The sequence below is a fragment of the Dorea sp. YH-dor226 genome, assembly GCF_039832105.1.
In the GTDB taxonomy this organism is placed as follows: Bacteria; Bacillota; Clostridia; order Lachnospirales; family Lachnospiraceae; genus Dorea_A.
This window is the reverse complement of the sequence record NZ_JBDOHS010000020.1, coordinates 1-15,731: the sequence shown is the minus strand read 5'-3', so window position 1 is coordinate 15,731 and position 15,731 is coordinate 1. Positions and strand designations below refer to the sequence as shown.

The window sequence follows — 15,731 nt, the reverse complement described above, 5'->3', positions numbered from 1 at the left end:
AATACAGAAAGTCTTGCCTGAGAATTGTGGAGGTATTTATGAAAGTACAGATATGTATTGGAAGCTCCTGTCATGTGCGGGGATCAAAACAGGTGATTGAAACACTTATGAAGCTTACAAAGGAACATGAAAAAGAAGTAGAGATAGAACTGAGCGGATCATTTTGTATGGGCGCCTGTTCGAAGGGAGTCAGCATCAGGATCGGGGAGCAGATCTATCATGTGAAGCCGGAAGATGCGGAGGACTTTTTCCACGAGGTGATATTAAAGGAGGCACAAAATGCGGGTAATTGATTTCAGGGATGCAAGCTGTAAACATTGTTATAAATGTGTCCGCCATTGTGATGTGAAGGCGATATCCGTACAGAATGAACAGGCGCATATCATGAAAAATCACTGTATTAACTGTGGACATTGTCTGGAAGTCTGTCCGCAGAATGCAAAGACATTTAACAGTGATATGGACAGAGTAAAGGGATATCTGAGTCAGGGAATGAAAGTGATCATATCGCTGGCTCCGTCTTATCTTGGTGTGCTGGAATATGATAAACCGGGGCAGGTCATAGATGCACTGAAGAAGCTGGGATTCTATGAAGTGCGTGAAACGGCGGAAGGCGCAGCACTCGTCACAAAAGAATACTGGAAACTTCTGAAGGAAGGACAGATGGACAATATTATTACGACCTGCTGTCCGAGTGTCAACGATCTGATCGAAAAATATTATCCGGAACTGGTGTCGATGATGGCGCCGGTTGTCTCTCCGATGATCGCGCACGGACGTCTGATACGGAACATCTACGGAGATGATGTAAAGGTCGTATTTCTGGGGCCATGTATCGCTAAAAAAGAGGAGGCGATCGGAGATGAAAGAGTCAATGGTGCCATCGATGCGATCCTGACATTCCATGAGATCGTGAAATGGTGGAAGGATGTGGGAATTGACATTCACAAGTGTGAGGATCTTCCGCTTGCGAATCCGTGCCCGAAGGTGAACCAGCTCTATCCTGTCAGCGGTGGTATCATTCAGTCTGTAAAGGCAAGTTCTGTTGAAGATAATTATTATAAGATACATATTGACGGACTGAAGGCATGCATGGAGCTGTTTGATGAATTGAAAAAAGGAGATATCCATAATTGCTTCTTTGAGGTAAATGTCTGCGAGGGAGGCTGCATCAAGGGACCTGCCTCCGATAAATGGCAGCAGTCTGTGGTTCGTGCAAAGATGGATGTGGAGGATCAGGTGATTCACAGAGAAGAAGCAGAAGAAATTGATGGAAGCAATGTGAACCTGCTGAAAGTGTTCCGTGACAGGCGGGTTCAGGACGATATACCTACAGAAGCTCAGATGACAGAAGTGCTTCATGCAATGGGAAAATATACGAAGAGTGATGAACTGAACTGTGGTGCCTGTGGTTATCCGACGTGTCGCGCCAAAGCGACGGCGGTCTATCAGAAAAAGGCAGAGATCGGAATGTGTCTCCCTTATGCTGTGGCGCAGGCAGAGTCCATGTCCAATGTTGTGATGGATGTAACACCGAACATGATTCTGATCGTTGATAAAGAACTCCGGATCCGGGAGTGTAATAAAAAAGCACAGGAGATGCTGGGAGTATCCAGAGAAGAAGCGTTGGAGAGATATATCTTTGAGTTTGTGGATGTGACGGATATTGAAGAAGTTCTTCGGACCGGACAGAATGTTCTTCGCAGAAAGAGCAGTCTGGAATCGGTGAATCTCGTGGTGGTGGAAACGATTGTATATATCGAAGCGCAGGAATCTGTGCTGGTTACTTATCAGGACATTTCAAAAGAAGAAAAGGCAAAGGAACAGCATTATAATCTGAAGATGGAAACTGTGGAGATGGCACAGAAGGTCATTGACAAGCAGATGATGGTCGCACAGGAGATTGCAGGACTGCTCGGAGAGACGACTGCAGAGACGAAAGTGACGTTATCCAAGCTTCGGGATTCCATTCTGTTTGAAGAGGAAGAGTAATATGAGTGTAAGTGTTGATATATCATGGAAAAGCCTGAATAAGCATCACGAAGAGCTGTGTGGTGACAAGGTAGAAGTGCTTAAGACGGAAGATTCGGATATTATTATTCTTGCAGATGGTATGGGAAGTGGAGTAAAAGCCAATATTCTGGCGACGCTTACCTCAAAGATCCTGGGAACGATGTTTCTGGAGGGAGCGTCTATCGATGCCTGCGTAGAGACGATCGCAAAAACACTTCCGGTGTGTAAGGTAAGAGAAGTTGCATATGCGACATTCAGCATTCTTCAGATCTTTCATAACGGAGATGCTTATCTGGTGGAATTTGACAATCCGAAATGTGTGTTTGTAAGGGATCGGCAGATTGTGGATTATCCTTACAGAGAAAGGATGATCGAAGGAAAAAATATCCGGGAATACCGCTTTCAGGTGCGATTGAAAGACTGCTTTGTACTCATGAGTGACGGTGTGATCTATGCCGGAGTCGGAGAGCTTCTGAACTTTGGCTGGACATGGGAAAGTATGGCAGAGTATACATTGAAATGTACCAGGGAAACATTGTCTGCGTCCCGTCTGGCAGCGATGTTAAGCCAGGCATGTGATGATCTGTATGGACAGAAGCCCGGAGATGATACAACGGTAGCTGTGGCAAGAGTGATAGAACGCCAGATCATCAACATATTTACGGGTCCGCCGACACACAAGGAAGATGACGAGCGTGTGGTACGTGAATTTATGAAACAGGAAGGGAAGAAGGTCGTCTGTGGAGGAACCAGTGCCAATATTACGGCAAGGGTATTGAAAAAAGAGATTGTGACATCGCTGAACTATGCGGATCCGAATGTTCCGCCGACAGCAACGATCGAGGGACTGGATCTGGTAACGGAGGGAGTACTGACACTTGGAAAGACGCTGGGACTTCTGAAAAGGTATGAGCATGACGAATTTGATGAGGCATTTTTTGATGAACTGGATGCGGAGAACGGAGCTTCCAGACTGGCAAAAATGATCATTGAGGAGTGTACGGAGCTGCATCTGTTTGTTGGAAAAGCAATGAATATGGCGCATCAGAATTCTAGTCTGCCGTTTGACCTGAGCGTGAGAATGAACCTGGTGGAGCAACTGAAGGAATGTGCAGAGCATCTGGGAAAGAACGTACAGGTGACATATTATTAGGACTGTAAAAAGGAACCATAAAGAATTCGATCCATAGAAAGAGGGATTCTTCCACAGAGGAAGAATCCCTCGCTTTATCACATGATAGATTGTGATGGGCATATATAATATTTCTTTCTATTTGTCTCCTCTTTTTCCGCTATCATTTGAAATATTTCCATCTTTTATCGACATAATTGGGCGATCAATAAATAATCTTATTACAATGCCCAATTATCTTCTTGATTTTAACAAAAACCACATTCCCATTGGGGGGAATTGCTCTCTTTTTTCTGATACGCCCATAGGACAACATCGAAAATATCTAATTCCGGCATTTTTCCAGAGTGGCAAAGAATTCAGGATAGGATACATCTACACACTGACTGTCTTCAATCACAGTCTCTCCCTGTGCGGTCAGTCCGGCGATGGCAAATGCCATGGCGATCCGGTGATCCAGATAGCTCTGTATATGGGTGCCGGTAAGAGGGGGTCCACCTTCTATGATCATTCCATCATCTGTCGGTGCGATCCTTCCGCCCATGGCCTTCAGATTGCCGGTGACGGTATCGATACGATTGGTTTCTTTTACTTTCAGCTCGGCAGCATCTTTGATGACAGTAGTGCCATCAGCGTGCGCAGCCATGACAGCGATAATTGGAATCTCATCGATCAGAGCAGGAATCAGATCTCCTTCTATGACGGTTCCTTTCAGATCTCCGGATCTGACGAGAATATCAGCACGTCCTTCTCCGCCTTCAAAAGACTGATTCAGCAGGGTGATATCCGCGCCCATGGATTTACATACTTCCAGAAAGCCTGCACGTGTAAAGTTGGTTCCTACGTTTTTGATCAGTAATTCGGATCCGGGAACCAGAAGTGCAGCGGCGATAAAGTAGGCTGCCGATGAGATATCGCCGGGAACACAGATCTGCTGGCCGTAGAGTTCTTTACAGGGTTTAACGATGGCGGTAGCGCTTCCGTCTGTGTGCATTACAGAGGTAACGTCCGCGCCAAAGCTCTGAAGCATCAGTTCTGTATGGTTTCTGGATAAAGCAGGTTCTGTCACCGAAGTTTCACCATCAGCATAGAGACCTGCGAGAAGAACGGCAGACTTTACCTGTGCCGATGCGACCGGAGACTGATAATGAATTCCATGAAGGACTCCGGGTTCCACTTTCAGCGGTGCACAGCCATTATCATGGATGCTGGTAATATGTGCGCCCATACGGTTTAACGGTGTCATAATACGTTTCATGGGCCGGGAATTTAAAGAAGCATCTCCGGACATGACCGAAGAGAAATTCTGTCCGGCCAGAATGCCTGCCATAAGCCGTGTGGTGGTTCCGCTGTTTCCGACGTTCAGAGTATCTGTAGGAGCAAGAAGCCCACGAAGTCCTTTTCCACGTACCAGAATTCTCCCGGGCTTTTTTTCAATCTCGACACCCATCCTGCGGAAGCAGTCGATCGTAGATAGGCAGTCGGCGCCTTCCAGAAAATGTGTGATCTCTGTGGTTCCATATGCGATGGAGCCGAGCATCACAGACCGGTGGGAGATGGACTTATCTCCCGGAATCGTAATTTCTCCTTTTAATCCCTTTGCAGGGAAGATTGTTCTAACGCTCATATACAATATACCTGAATTTCTGCAGTAACTCTACGGCTTTTCTGGAAGAAGCTTCATCGTAGAATTCAATTCGCAGAACCCCTTCTTCAAATTCTCTGTTGTGAACAATTCCTATGTTCTTGATATTAATATTATTGGAGGCAAGAATAGTTGCAATCGCAGCAATTCCGCCGGCTTCATCAATGATATCACAGTATACGGCAAATGCTTTTTTGATCGGTCCTGCAGAAGAACCGGGAATGGAATTGCGGTAATTCTGCGAGGAAGAAAACAGGTTGTACAATTCCTGGGCATCTTCGCTGTCGATCACCTCTTTAAAGTTTGTCAGAGACTGAATGTATTCCCCCAGAATCTTAGAGATGTTGTCTTTGTTTTTCAGACAGATATTCTGCCACATGATCGGAGATGAGGAAGCGATTCTTGTGATATCTTTGAATCCTCCTGCAGCCAGATTCTTCATCAATTCATCTCTGGTGTCTGTATTTCGAACGAAATTGACCAGAGCAGAAGCAATGATGTGAGGAAGGTGACTGATCGTTCCGGTGACATAGTCATGCTGCTGATAATCCAGTATGAGCGGAAGAGCTTTGAGATTTTCGACAAATTTTTCGTATCTGCTGATCTTTTCCTGTGGGACAGATGCCGTTGGTGTCAGAATATAATATGCATTCTCAATCAGCATTGCCTTGGAATTGCTGTATCCGCTTTTTTCTGAGCCTGCCATGGGATGACCGCCGATGAAATACTGCTCGATCCCCAGTGCGGTTACTTCATTATGAATGTTTGTCTTTACACTTCCGACGTCTGTAAGAATACAGTCATCATGAAGGTAATCGGTAAGCTGCTTCAGATAGGCAGTGTTGTATGCGACAGGAGCGCACAGGAATATATAGTCACAGTGATGAAAATTGTCATCAATTGTAGTTGCTGCTACGTCGATGATGGATTCCTGGGTGGCGAGGGCGAGAGTCTCCTTGTTTTTGTCAAACGCAACAATCTCATAATCCGGATAATACTGACGAATCGCTTTTGCAATAGAGCCGCCGATCAGTCCCAGTCCGATAAATCCTATTTTATGTTTCATGATATTCCTCCTGATGTGGATTGAGGCACAGTCCGATAAAGCTTGTACTGTATGCCAAACTACATTTTAACCTGTATTGGAATGGTTTGTCAATACTATAACGCTTTAAAGCGAAAAAGCAAACTGTGCTTTCTGTAAAAGATGCATAAAATAGTTGTAATGCACGATATTTTTTAGTACAATATAAACATGAGATTTTACCAAGATAAGGAGGCAGCTTTATGAAAGTTTACAGAACGGACGAAATCAGGAACGTGGTCCTTTTAGGACATGGGGGAAGCGGAAAGACGAGTCTTGTTGAGGCTATGGCGTATGTATCAGGAGCAGTAAATCGTATGGGCAAAGTTGCAGACGGCAATACGATCAGTGATTTTGATAAAGAAGAACAGAAACGTGAATTCTCAATTGGTACGACCTTAGTCCCGATTGAATGGGAGAAGGCAAAGATCAACATTCTTGACACCCCGGGCTACTTTGACTTTGTCGGAGAAGTGGAAGAAGCAGTCAGTGCGGCAGATGCGGCTGTTATCGTAGTATCCGGCAAGGCAGGTGTTGAAGTAGGAACAGAGAAAGCATGGGAGCTTTGTGACAAGTACAAACTGCCGCGTATGATCTATGTGACAGAGATGGATGTGGATGATGCAAGTTTCCGTCAGGTTGTACAGGATCTGACAGATCGTTACGGCAAAGTGATCGCTCCTCATTTCCAGCCGATTCGTGAGAATGAGAAGCTGGTAGGTTATGTCAATGTTATCAAGAATGCCGGAAGACGTTATACAGGTGTCGGACAGAGAGAAGAATGCGAGATTCCGGATTATTGTAAGCCAAACCTGGAGATCTATCGTGAGAAGCTCTTAGAGGCAGTTGCTGAGACGAGTGAAGAGTTTATGGAGAGATATTTCGCGGGAGAGGAATTCTCTGTAGAGGAGATTCGTTCTGCAATGCGTACGGAAGTTATGGACGGAGATATTGTTCCGGTTGCGATGGGATCCAATATTCAGGCACAGGGAGTTGCCAACCTGTTATCTGACATCGTAAGATTCTTCCCAAGCCCGGACAGCCGTAAGTGTGCAGGAATCAACAGAAAGACGAATGAAATCTATGAGGCGGATTATGATTTTGCAAAAGCAAAATCTGCTTATGTATTTAAGACTATGGTGGATCCGTTTATCGGAAAGTATTCTTTTGTAAAAGTTTGCTCCGGTGTATTAAAGGGTGATGATACATTATATAATGCGGATTCTGATGCAGAAGCAAAGCTGGGCAAGATCTATACAATGGTTGGAAATAAACCGGTAGAAGTAAGTGAGCTGTTTGCCGGTGATATCGGAGCAATCGCAAAACTTGCCAATACAAAGACCGGTGATACACTCTCTTCGAAGAATACGCCACTGATGTTCGGAAGAACAGAATACTCCAAACCATATACATATATGAAGTATGTATGTAAGAATAAGGGTGATGAAGATAAGGTGTCTCAGGCGCTTCAGAAGATGATGGCAGAAGACGTTACACTGAAGGCTGTAAATGACAGTGAAAACCGTCAGACACTGCTCTATGGTATGGGAGATCAGCATCTGGAGATTACTGCAAGTAAGCTGGCATCCAGATATAAATGTGAGATTACTCTGGAGACACCGAAGGTTGCGTTCAGAGAAACCATCAAGAAGACCTCAGATGTGGATTCCAAGTATAAGAAGCAGTCCGGAGGACATGGACAGTATGGACATGTAAAGATGAAATTCGAACCATCCGGAGATATGGAGACTCCATATGTATTTGAAGAAGTGGTTGTAGGTGGAGCAGTTCCGAAGAATTACTTCCCGGCAGTTGAAAAGGGTCTGCAGGAATCTGTATTGAAGGGACCTCTCGCGGGATATCCGGTAGTTGGTGTTAAGGCAACATTGTACGATGGATCTTATCATCCGGTAGATTCTTCAGAAATGGCATTTAAGACAGCTACGATCCAGGCATTTAAGAAGGGCTTCATGGAGGCAGCTCCGGTCCTTCTGGAACCAATCGCTTCTATTAAAGTTACAGTACCGGATGATTTTACCGGTGATGTAATGGGTGATCTGAACAAACGCCGCGGACGTGTACTCGGAATGAATCCGATTGCAGGCGGATGGCAGGAGATCGTTGCAGATATTCCAATGACCGGTCTGTTTGGATATTGCACAGTTCTTCGTTCCATGACAGGAGGAAGAGGTACCTATTCTTATGAGTTTGCACGTTACGAGCAGGCACCATCTGATGTACAGGCTGCAGAGATTGAAAAGAGAGCAGCTGAGGAATAGAATTATAAAAATTAGCGTTGTCTAACATAGAAGAAAAGCCCGTCAGGGCTTTTTTTCTTGGAATAAAGGTGTTATAATCTCTTGTGTTATAATGAGATTTGCTGTTTTTTGGCAAATGATAATTGATGAGAGGATCAGAAAATGAAAATTGTGATTATTGGTGACGGCAAGGTAGGACATAAACTTACGGCTCAGCTGTCCGAAGAAAATTATGATGTTGTCTTGATTGATCAAAATGAAGGGAAGTTAAAGGAAGCAGTAAATGAACTGGATATCTTCTGTATCACAGGCAATGGTGCAGATGCAGTGATCCAGAAGCAGGCAGATGTTCCGCATGCAGATCTGGTGATTGCATGTGCGTCTACCGATGAGATGAATATGTTAAGTTGTCTTCTGGCAAAAAGGCTGGGAGCCCGTCATACGATTGCGCGTGTCCGTAATCCGGTATATTACAGGCAGATTGATCTTTTAAAAGAAGATCTTCATCTGAGTATGGCGGTTAATCCGGAGCTTACGGCAGCCAATGAGATATCAAGGGTTCTTTTGTTCCCACAGACCAGTAAGGTTGAGACATTCATGAAGGGAAGAGTAGAGCTGGTAGAATTCAATATCAAAGAAAACAGTGCGCTGATCGGACTGTCACTTGCAGAGATTTATCGAAAATATCAGATCAAGATATTGGTGTGTGCGATAAAAAGAGACAATGAGGTGTATATTCCGGATGGAGACTTTGTGCTGAAGCAGGGTGATAAGATGCATATTGCAGCGGCACATCAGGATCTGGAGACATTTTTCAAAAGTGTCGGACACAAGAACGCCAAGGTAAAGAAGGTGCTGATCTGTGGCGGCGGTCATGTGTGTTTCTATCTTGCAGGACAGTTATTGCAGGCCGGAATGCAGGTAAAGATTATTGAACGTAGTCAGAAGCGTTGTGAGGAGTTGTGTGAACTGCTTCCAAAAGCAACGATCATTAATGGCGATGCAGCAGATCATGATCTGCTGATTGAGGAAGGAATCGGTGATGCTGACGCAGTAGTCGCGCTGACAGGAATGGATGAAGAGAATATCATTATGGGTCTGTTTGCAAAGACACAGGGAGTTGGTAAGATCATTGCAAAAGTAAATGAAGATTCCCGGGCGCAGATGGTAGAAGGGCTTGGAATCGACTGTATCATATCGGCAAAGAGCGCAACGGCAGATGCTATCATGAGCTATGTACGTGCCAGAAATAATTCTGCCAGCAGTGCAAATGTTGAGACCATGTATCAGCTTCTAGGAGGAAAAGTAGAGGCACTTGAGTTCATTATTAAGGCAGAATGCGGATTTACGAATGTTGCATTAAAGAATCTGAAGACAAAGAGAAATAACCTGATTGCATGTATTGGCCGTAAACGGAGAATCATTATTCCGAATGGAGATGATCATATTGAGGTTGGAGACAGCGTAATCGTTGTTACAAAAGATCATATCAATGATTTTAGAGATATATTGGTATAAGGAGACAAAAAGCATATTATGAATACGAAGATGATACGATATATACTCGGAAAGATGCTGGGAGTCGAGGCGGTTCTGCTGTTACTTCCGGCACTTGTTTCCGCGGTGTATCAGGAAATCAGCGGAATATATTTTTTGATTCCGGTCGCAATACTTGTGGTGATATATCTTCTGAATGGAGTGAAAAAGCCGGAGAAGAGTAATATATATGGAAAAGAAGGAATGATCATTGTAGCGCTGGCGTGGATCCTGTGGTCGCTGTTCGGGGCATTGCCATTTACATTATCCGGATATATTCCCAATTATGTAGATGCTTTTTTTGAAACGGTATCCGGCTTTACAACGACAGGTTCTTCGATCATGAGAGATGTAGAGATACTGCCGCATGGACTGGCGTTCTGGAGAAGTTTTACGCACTGGATCGGCGGAATGGGAGTGCTGGTATTTGTCATGGTACTTACGACGCTGGATAAGAAAAATTCCATGTATCTGATGAGGGCAGAAGTCCCGGGACCGGAGAAAGATAAACTGGTGCCAAAGGCAATGTCAACAGCCAGGATCCTGTATGGAATGTATTTCTTAATGACTGTGATAGAGGTTATTTTATTGCTTTTTGGCGGAATGAATCTGTTTGACAGTATGATCCATGCATTCGGTACTGCAGGAACGGGTGGTTTTTCCAACTATGGGGCGAGTGTCGGGCATTTTGACAGTGCATATATCGATGGAGTTATTACCATATTTATGATACTTTTTGGTATTAATTTTAACCTGTATTATCTGTGTTTGCTTGGCGACAGAAAATCTGTATGGAAGAATGAAGAACTGAGAGCATATCTTCTGATCATAGCCGGAGCAATTACCGTAATTACGATCAATATCAGCTCTCAGTATCAGAGTGTTTTACAGGCATTTCGTTATGCAGCGTTCCAGGTGGCATCGATCATTACGACTACCGGCTATGCAACGGCTGACTTTAATATGTGGCCGATGTTCTCGCAGTGTATATTATTAACATTGATGTTTATCGGAGCCTGCGCGTCTTCTACCGGTGGCGGAATTAAGGTTTCGAGGTTCCTGATCGGTCTGAAATGTATCAAACGGGAGATTATGCAGATGGTACACCCGAAGTCGGTAAGTATTATCCGTGTAAATGGAAAGAAAGTCGGTCCGGATGTGCTGAGAGTCATATTCATCTATCTGGTTGCTTATGTGGGAATTATCATTGGTTCCGTTCTTCTGATATCACTGGATGGATTTGATTTTGCAACTACATTCAGTTCCGTTATGGCAACCTTAAATAATATCGGGCCCGGAATATCCAATGTCGGCCCGACAGGAAACTTTGCAGATTTCTCCATATTATCCAAGCTGGTATTTTGTTTTGACATGCTGGCAGGACGTCTGGAGATCTTCCCGTTCCTGATGCTGTTTACAGTATCGGCGTGGAGGAAAAAATTCTAATTGCTCAGTATATGAGCGCGTAAAGGAGAGAATATGAAAGGAAAGAGTAAATTTTTGATTGCGATTGCCGTGATATTGGCGGCGGGTGCCTACTATTATGTGACGATACCTGCGATTAATATCCATTCTACGGACACCTGGTTTTTTATCATCGTCCTGCTGATCGTCCTGGCGGTATTCTATGTAGTGCGGAAAAAATTCCGGCCGTCCGAGTTCAGACAGAGCAAGATGCTGAAAGCGTTGGGAACTCTGATACTGGGGCTTGGAATCGTGTATCTCCTTGGTGCGGTTCTTTCATCCCCGATCATCAATGCAAAAAAGTATCAGAAGCTGATGGCGGTGGAAGAAGGTGAGTTTACTGAAGATGTAGAGGAATTATCGTTTGACAAGATTCCACTTCTTGACAGAGATACCGCTGAGATCCTTGGAGACCGTAAGATGGGAAGCATGGTGGATATGGTATCCCAGTTTGAGGTTGATAATATTTACAGTCAGATTAATTATAAAGGAAATCCGGTCCGCGTATCCCCACTTCGATATGCAAATCTGATTAAATGGTTTACCAATCAGAAAAGCGGAATTCCGGCTTATATTAAGATTAATATGGCGACTCAGTCGACAGAGCTTGTAAAACTGGATCAGGGAATGAAATATACGACCAGTGATCATTTTAACCGGAACATCTATCGTCACCTGCGGTTTGCGCATCCGACCTATATATATGGAGAGCTGAGTTTCGAGATTGATGAAGACGGAGTTCCATACTGGATCGCACCGGTGAAAAAGTTTAATATCGGACTGTTCGGAGGAGAGACGGTAGGTAAAGTCGTGATCTGTAATGCCGTCACCGGCGAAATGAAGACGTACGATATTGATAAGGCTCCTCAGTGGGTGGATCGTGCATATTCTGCAGATCTTCTGGTACAGCTTTTTGACTATTACGGCACATTAAAACACGGGTTCCTGAACAGTATCCTGAGTCAGAAGGACTGTCTGGAAACAACGGACGGATATAACTATCTTGCACTGAATGACGATGTGTGGATGTATACCGGTGTGACATCTGTAAACGGAGATCAGTCTAATGTTGGATTTGTATTGTCCAATCAGAGAACCATGGAGACAAAGTATTACAAAGTGGAAGGAGCAACGGAAACCTCTGCAATGTCATCGGCAGAAGGACAGGTGCAGAATCTGAAGTATGTGGCAACCTTCCCGCTGCTTTTGAATATATCAGATGAACCTACGTATTTTATCGCATTAAAAGACGATGCAGGACTGGTGAAAAAGTATGCAATGGTAAATGTACAGAAATACCAGATCGTGGCAATCGGTGACAGTGTCAGTCAGTGTGAAGATAGTTATCTGGAGCTGCTTCTGAATAATGGGGTGAAGCAGGTTGCAGAAGATACAAGAGAAGAGAAAAAGATATCCGGCCCGATTACAAAGATTGCTCAGGCTGTGCTGGACGGCACTTCCCACTATTACATCATGATAGAAGGATCGGATGAGATATTTGACGTATCTGTTGCTGAATTCATCGATATTGTCCGGTGTGACACGGGACAGGAGGTTACGCTGAAGTATAAAGAAGATGAAAAAGTAAATACAGTCACAGACCTGAAGCTTGACTAAAGAGAAAGAAAAGAAGGAAAGAGAGCGTAATGGAAATAAGTATACTGCTGGCAGAACAGATTACTGCCATGTTTCTGATGATGGCTGTCGGATATACGATCGTTAAGATAGGATTGTTTACGACAAAAGACAGTAAGATAATATCCAATATTGTGGTATACGTCTGTAATCCGTGTGTAATCATTGATTCTTTTCAGATAGAACTTACAACCGAAAAGTTAAAAGGATTCCTGCTGGCAATCGCAGTATCAGTTGTTGTTCATATTGTGCTGATCGCAGGTACGGGATTGTTATCGAAAGTGTTGAATTTTAACAGCATTGAAAAGGCATCCATCATCTATACGAATTCCGGGTATCTGGTCATTCCGCTGGTAAAAGCTGTTCTTGGTGAAGAATGGGTATTTTATACGACTGCTTTTATTCTGGTGCAGACAGCACTGATCTGGACACATGGCGTGAAACTGATCGGACAGGAGAAAGATCTTGGAATCATGAAGATCATCCGCAATCCGAATGTGATCGCTACACTGATCGGACTGATTATGTTCGTGACGGAATTCCGGCTTCCGACGATTATAGGGACCTGTGTCAGTGGATTTGGGGATATGATCAGTCCGGCCAGCATGCTGGTTATCGGTATGGTCATTGGAGATGTAAATCTGCTGTGGGTATTTCGTCAGAAACGTCCGTATCTGATCTGCTTTGTGAGACTGATTTTGTTTCCGGTGGCAGCATCGGCAGCATTTGCATTCCTGGGACATCTGGGACTTCATGAGAATGCAGAGTATATTCTGATGATCGTACTGATCGCGACCGCCGCACCGGCTGCGGCAATGGTGACACAGCTCACACAGATCTATGACAGGGATTCGAAATATGCAAGTGTAATCAATGTCATGTCGGTGATATTCTGTATCGTTACCATGCCGTTCATGATACTGTTGTATGAACTATTATTTGTATTATAACTATAAAATATAAGACTGCTGCAAGACTATGATTGCAGCAGTCTTTTGTTATAGATTCGCGCTGTATTGTGTAATTTTATCCAGAACCCGCTGCTTTTCATCTCCTTCCAGAGGCGTCGGACAATAATCGTTATGTGAGCTTGTGGAAGACAGAGAACATGGGATCAGGTTCAGATCACTGCTTTCTTTTAATTCTCCCTTCTGGAAGGTAAATGTCTGCTGTACGATCATGGTATCCTTGTCAGAAGGATTGGAATTTCCGCCGAAACAGAAGTTGCCAAGGCTGTATGCAATATATTTGTCTTTATATTTTTCCACACCCTGAAGTACATGCGGGTGATGACCGATGACAAGATCTGCTCCGCTGTCAACAGCCAGATGTGCCAGCTGTTTCTGGGTATCATCTGGATAATATTCTTTTTCCATTCCCCAGTGAAAATTAACGATAATGAGCTGTGCTCCGGCTTCTTTCAGGGCAGCGATATTTTCTTTTACCTGCTCTGCTTTTCCCATGTGTTCCGCAAGTTCATAGATTCCGGTAAGTCCGACCTTTACACCTTTGATATCAAGAATCTTGGTCTGGTCAAAACCAAAGGTGGCTACACCTGCATCTTCCAGAGCTTTGATGGTGTCCGTGTTGCTCTGGCTTCCATAATCCGAACTGTGGTTGTTCGCCAGATTGGCTGCCTCAACAGAGCTGCCTGACAGAATACCCGCATATTCGGCCGGAGCTTTAAATGCATAAGTTTTGTCTTCTCTGGTTGTTGAATCCGTCAGAGTTCCTTCCATGTTAACGATAGACAGATCATCTTTTTCCAGAATGCTTCTGACGTTCTGGAAGAAATAATCCGGTCCGTTCATATTATAGTAAGCATTCAGGCTGGTAGACTGGTTGAAATTTACATCGGTCCCCAGAGTACAGTCCCCCATGGAGCTGATGGTAATGGATACTTCTTTTTCGGATTCGGGGTCGCCGGTATCAATTTTTATTTCCTGAACATCTACATTAGAGTTGGTTTGATCAGATTCATCTTCAGTCGTTTTATCCGTCTTATTGGATGAAGCGGCGGTCTTGGCTGCTTTATCCTCTTTGGATCTTAACATAACCGCACGGGTGCCTCCGATGACTCCAATAAAAAGTGCCAGGAGAAGAAAAAGTACGAGCAGGTGGCGCTGTTTTTTTCGTCTTCTCCTTCTTGCGTTTCTTCGTTTTACATCTTTTATTCCACTCAATTTATCTTACCGTAAAAAAGGCAGCCCACGGATGGACTGCCTGATATTCCTTTCATTACTGTCAAATCATTAATTCAGATAGGTGCATCCTTCTGCTGAAACATTTGCAAGATCATCTTTGCTTGCACTGATGCTTACATAGAATTCGATTCCACATTCTTTAGAGATCTTTTTCAGTCTTTCGATGAATGTAGGGATACTCTCCAATGAAATATCGGCATGTTTTAAAATGCCATCAATGAACACACACTCAATGTCGTGGTTTGAACTGTACATACCATATAAGAACCCGATATATTCATCAATATTTGTGATGGCCGGGAAATCATCCATGCAGATTGTGCGAATATCAAATGCAACACTTGCGGTATCGCGATGTGTCTTTTTGATAAATACGACATTTCCATTACATTTTTTAGCCTGTGCATTGGCCTGTTCAATCATTTGCTGTGTCTTTCCTGTCCCCTTTGGGCCTGCTAATAAATTAACCATGGTAAACACTCTCCTTTATGTATCATATTTACTGATCTCCATCAGTATAAATTGCTTATATCCATTATACACTAAACATTACTCGTGAACAACCTAAAAATTAGATATTTTTAACTATCTGAGACGATATACGAAGATCAGGAAATTGCATCCTGACTTTGGAAAATAATGCTGAAGTGAAAAGTTTATTTCCACTTTGAAAAGAGAGAAAAGAAAAGTGGCAATTACTCTTACAAAAATGAGTGATTGCTGCTTTTTTTGTTTTATTAAGTAGAAATAAGTGTTACAC

12 protein-coding genes are annotated in these 15,731 nt (G+C 43.7%); 8 read left to right on the top strand and 4 right to left on the bottom strand.

All coding sequences use genetic code 11. The annotated features are described in order from the left end of the window. Positions 1 to 38 precede the first annotated feature (38 nt). From ABE547_RS13100 to ABE547_RS13090, 3 genes are read left to right on the top strand one after another with little or no spacing between them, the layout of a single operon-like run. On the top strand, positions 39 to 293 hold the full coding sequence (locus ABE547_RS13100; RefSeq protein WP_347379205.1) for a (2Fe-2S) ferredoxin domain-containing protein: 255 nt from the start codon (positions 39 to 41) through the stop codon (positions 291 to 293). Then, a complete protein-coding gene (locus ABE547_RS13095) occupies positions 280 to 1,992 on the top strand; it encodes a [Fe-Fe] hydrogenase large subunit C-terminal domain-containing protein (RefSeq protein ID WP_347379204.1) in 1,713 nt (570 codons plus the stop codon). The genes ABE547_RS13100 and ABE547_RS13095 overlap by 14 nt, the downstream gene beginning before the upstream one ends. A gap of 1 nt (position 1,993) precedes the next feature. Further along, a complete protein-coding gene (locus tag ABE547_RS13090) occupies positions 1,994 to 3,166 on the top strand; it encodes a SpoIIE family protein phosphatase (protein ID WP_347379203.1) in 1,173 nt (390 codons plus the stop codon). A gap of 304 nt (positions 3,167 to 3,470) precedes the next feature. Here ABE547_RS13090 and aroA read toward each other — a convergent pair whose 3' ends face one another. Then, the gene (gene aroA / locus ABE547_RS13085) at positions 3,471 to 4,772 is read right to left on the bottom strand and encodes a 3-phosphoshikimate 1-carboxyvinyltransferase (protein ID WP_347379202.1); all 1,302 of its coding nucleotides are present in this window, start codon (positions 4,770 to 4,772) and stop codon (positions 3,471 to 3,473) included. Continuing rightward, complete coding sequence (locus tag ABE547_RS13080; protein WP_235249586.1) at positions 4,762 to 5,856, bottom strand: prephenate dehydrogenase; 1,095 nt, start codon at positions 5,854 to 5,856, stop codon at positions 4,762 to 4,764. Before ABE547_RS13080 ends, aroA begins: the two co-directional genes overlap by 11 nt. Before the next feature lie 221 nt (positions 5,857 to 6,077). Here ABE547_RS13080 and ABE547_RS13075 point away from each other — a divergent pair, with 221 nt between their 5' ends. The 5 genes from ABE547_RS13075 to ABE547_RS13055 all read left to right on the top strand — a co-directional run bounded on the left by ABE547_RS13075 (position 6,078) and on the right by ABE547_RS13055 (position 13,717). After that, complete coding sequence (locus ABE547_RS13075; protein WP_347379201.1) at positions 6,078 to 8,153, top strand: elongation factor G; 2,076 nt, start codon at positions 6,078 to 6,080, stop codon at positions 8,151 to 8,153. A 141-nt stretch (positions 8,154 to 8,294) separates the two neighbouring features. After that, positions 8,295 to 9,650 carry a Trk system potassium transporter TrkA gene (gene trkA, locus ABE547_RS13070; RefSeq protein ID WP_347379200.1) on the top strand — a complete coding sequence of 452 codons (1,356 nt, stop codon included), beginning with the start codon at positions 8,295 to 8,297 and terminating at the stop codon, positions 9,648 to 9,650. 18 nt (positions 9,651 to 9,668) lie between these two features. Then, positions 9,669 to 11,114, top strand: a complete 1,446-nt coding sequence (locus ABE547_RS13065; RefSeq protein ID WP_347379199.1) for a TrkH family potassium uptake protein — start codon at positions 9,669 to 9,671, stop codon at positions 11,112 to 11,114. A 33-nt stretch (positions 11,115 to 11,147) separates the two neighbouring features. Further along, on the top strand, positions 11,148 to 12,749 hold the full coding sequence (locus tag ABE547_RS13060; RefSeq protein WP_347379198.1) for a CvpA family protein: 1,602 nt from the start codon (positions 11,148 to 11,150) through the stop codon (positions 12,747 to 12,749). 29 nt (positions 12,750 to 12,778) lie between these two features. Continuing rightward, positions 12,779 to 13,717 carry an AEC family transporter gene (locus tag ABE547_RS13055; protein ID WP_347379197.1) on the top strand — a complete coding sequence of 313 codons (939 nt, stop codon included), beginning with the start codon at positions 12,779 to 12,781 and terminating at the stop codon, positions 13,715 to 13,717. Between the two features lie 48 nt (positions 13,718 to 13,765). Here ABE547_RS13055 and ABE547_RS13050 read toward each other — a convergent pair whose 3' ends face one another. Together ABE547_RS13050 and ABE547_RS13045 are read right to left on the bottom strand one after the other, a co-directional pair. Then, complete coding sequence (locus tag ABE547_RS13050) at positions 13,766 to 14,821, bottom strand: CapA family protein (RefSeq protein WP_347379196.1); 1,056 nt, start codon at positions 14,819 to 14,821, stop codon at positions 13,766 to 13,768. A 198-nt stretch (positions 14,822 to 15,019) separates the two neighbouring features. Next, positions 15,020 to 15,442: a hypothetical protein gene (locus ABE547_RS13045; protein ID WP_347379195.1), complete on the bottom strand. Its 423-nt coding sequence runs from the start codon at positions 15,440 to 15,442 to the stop codon at positions 15,020 to 15,022. Positions 15,443 to 15,731 lie beyond the last annotated feature (289 nt).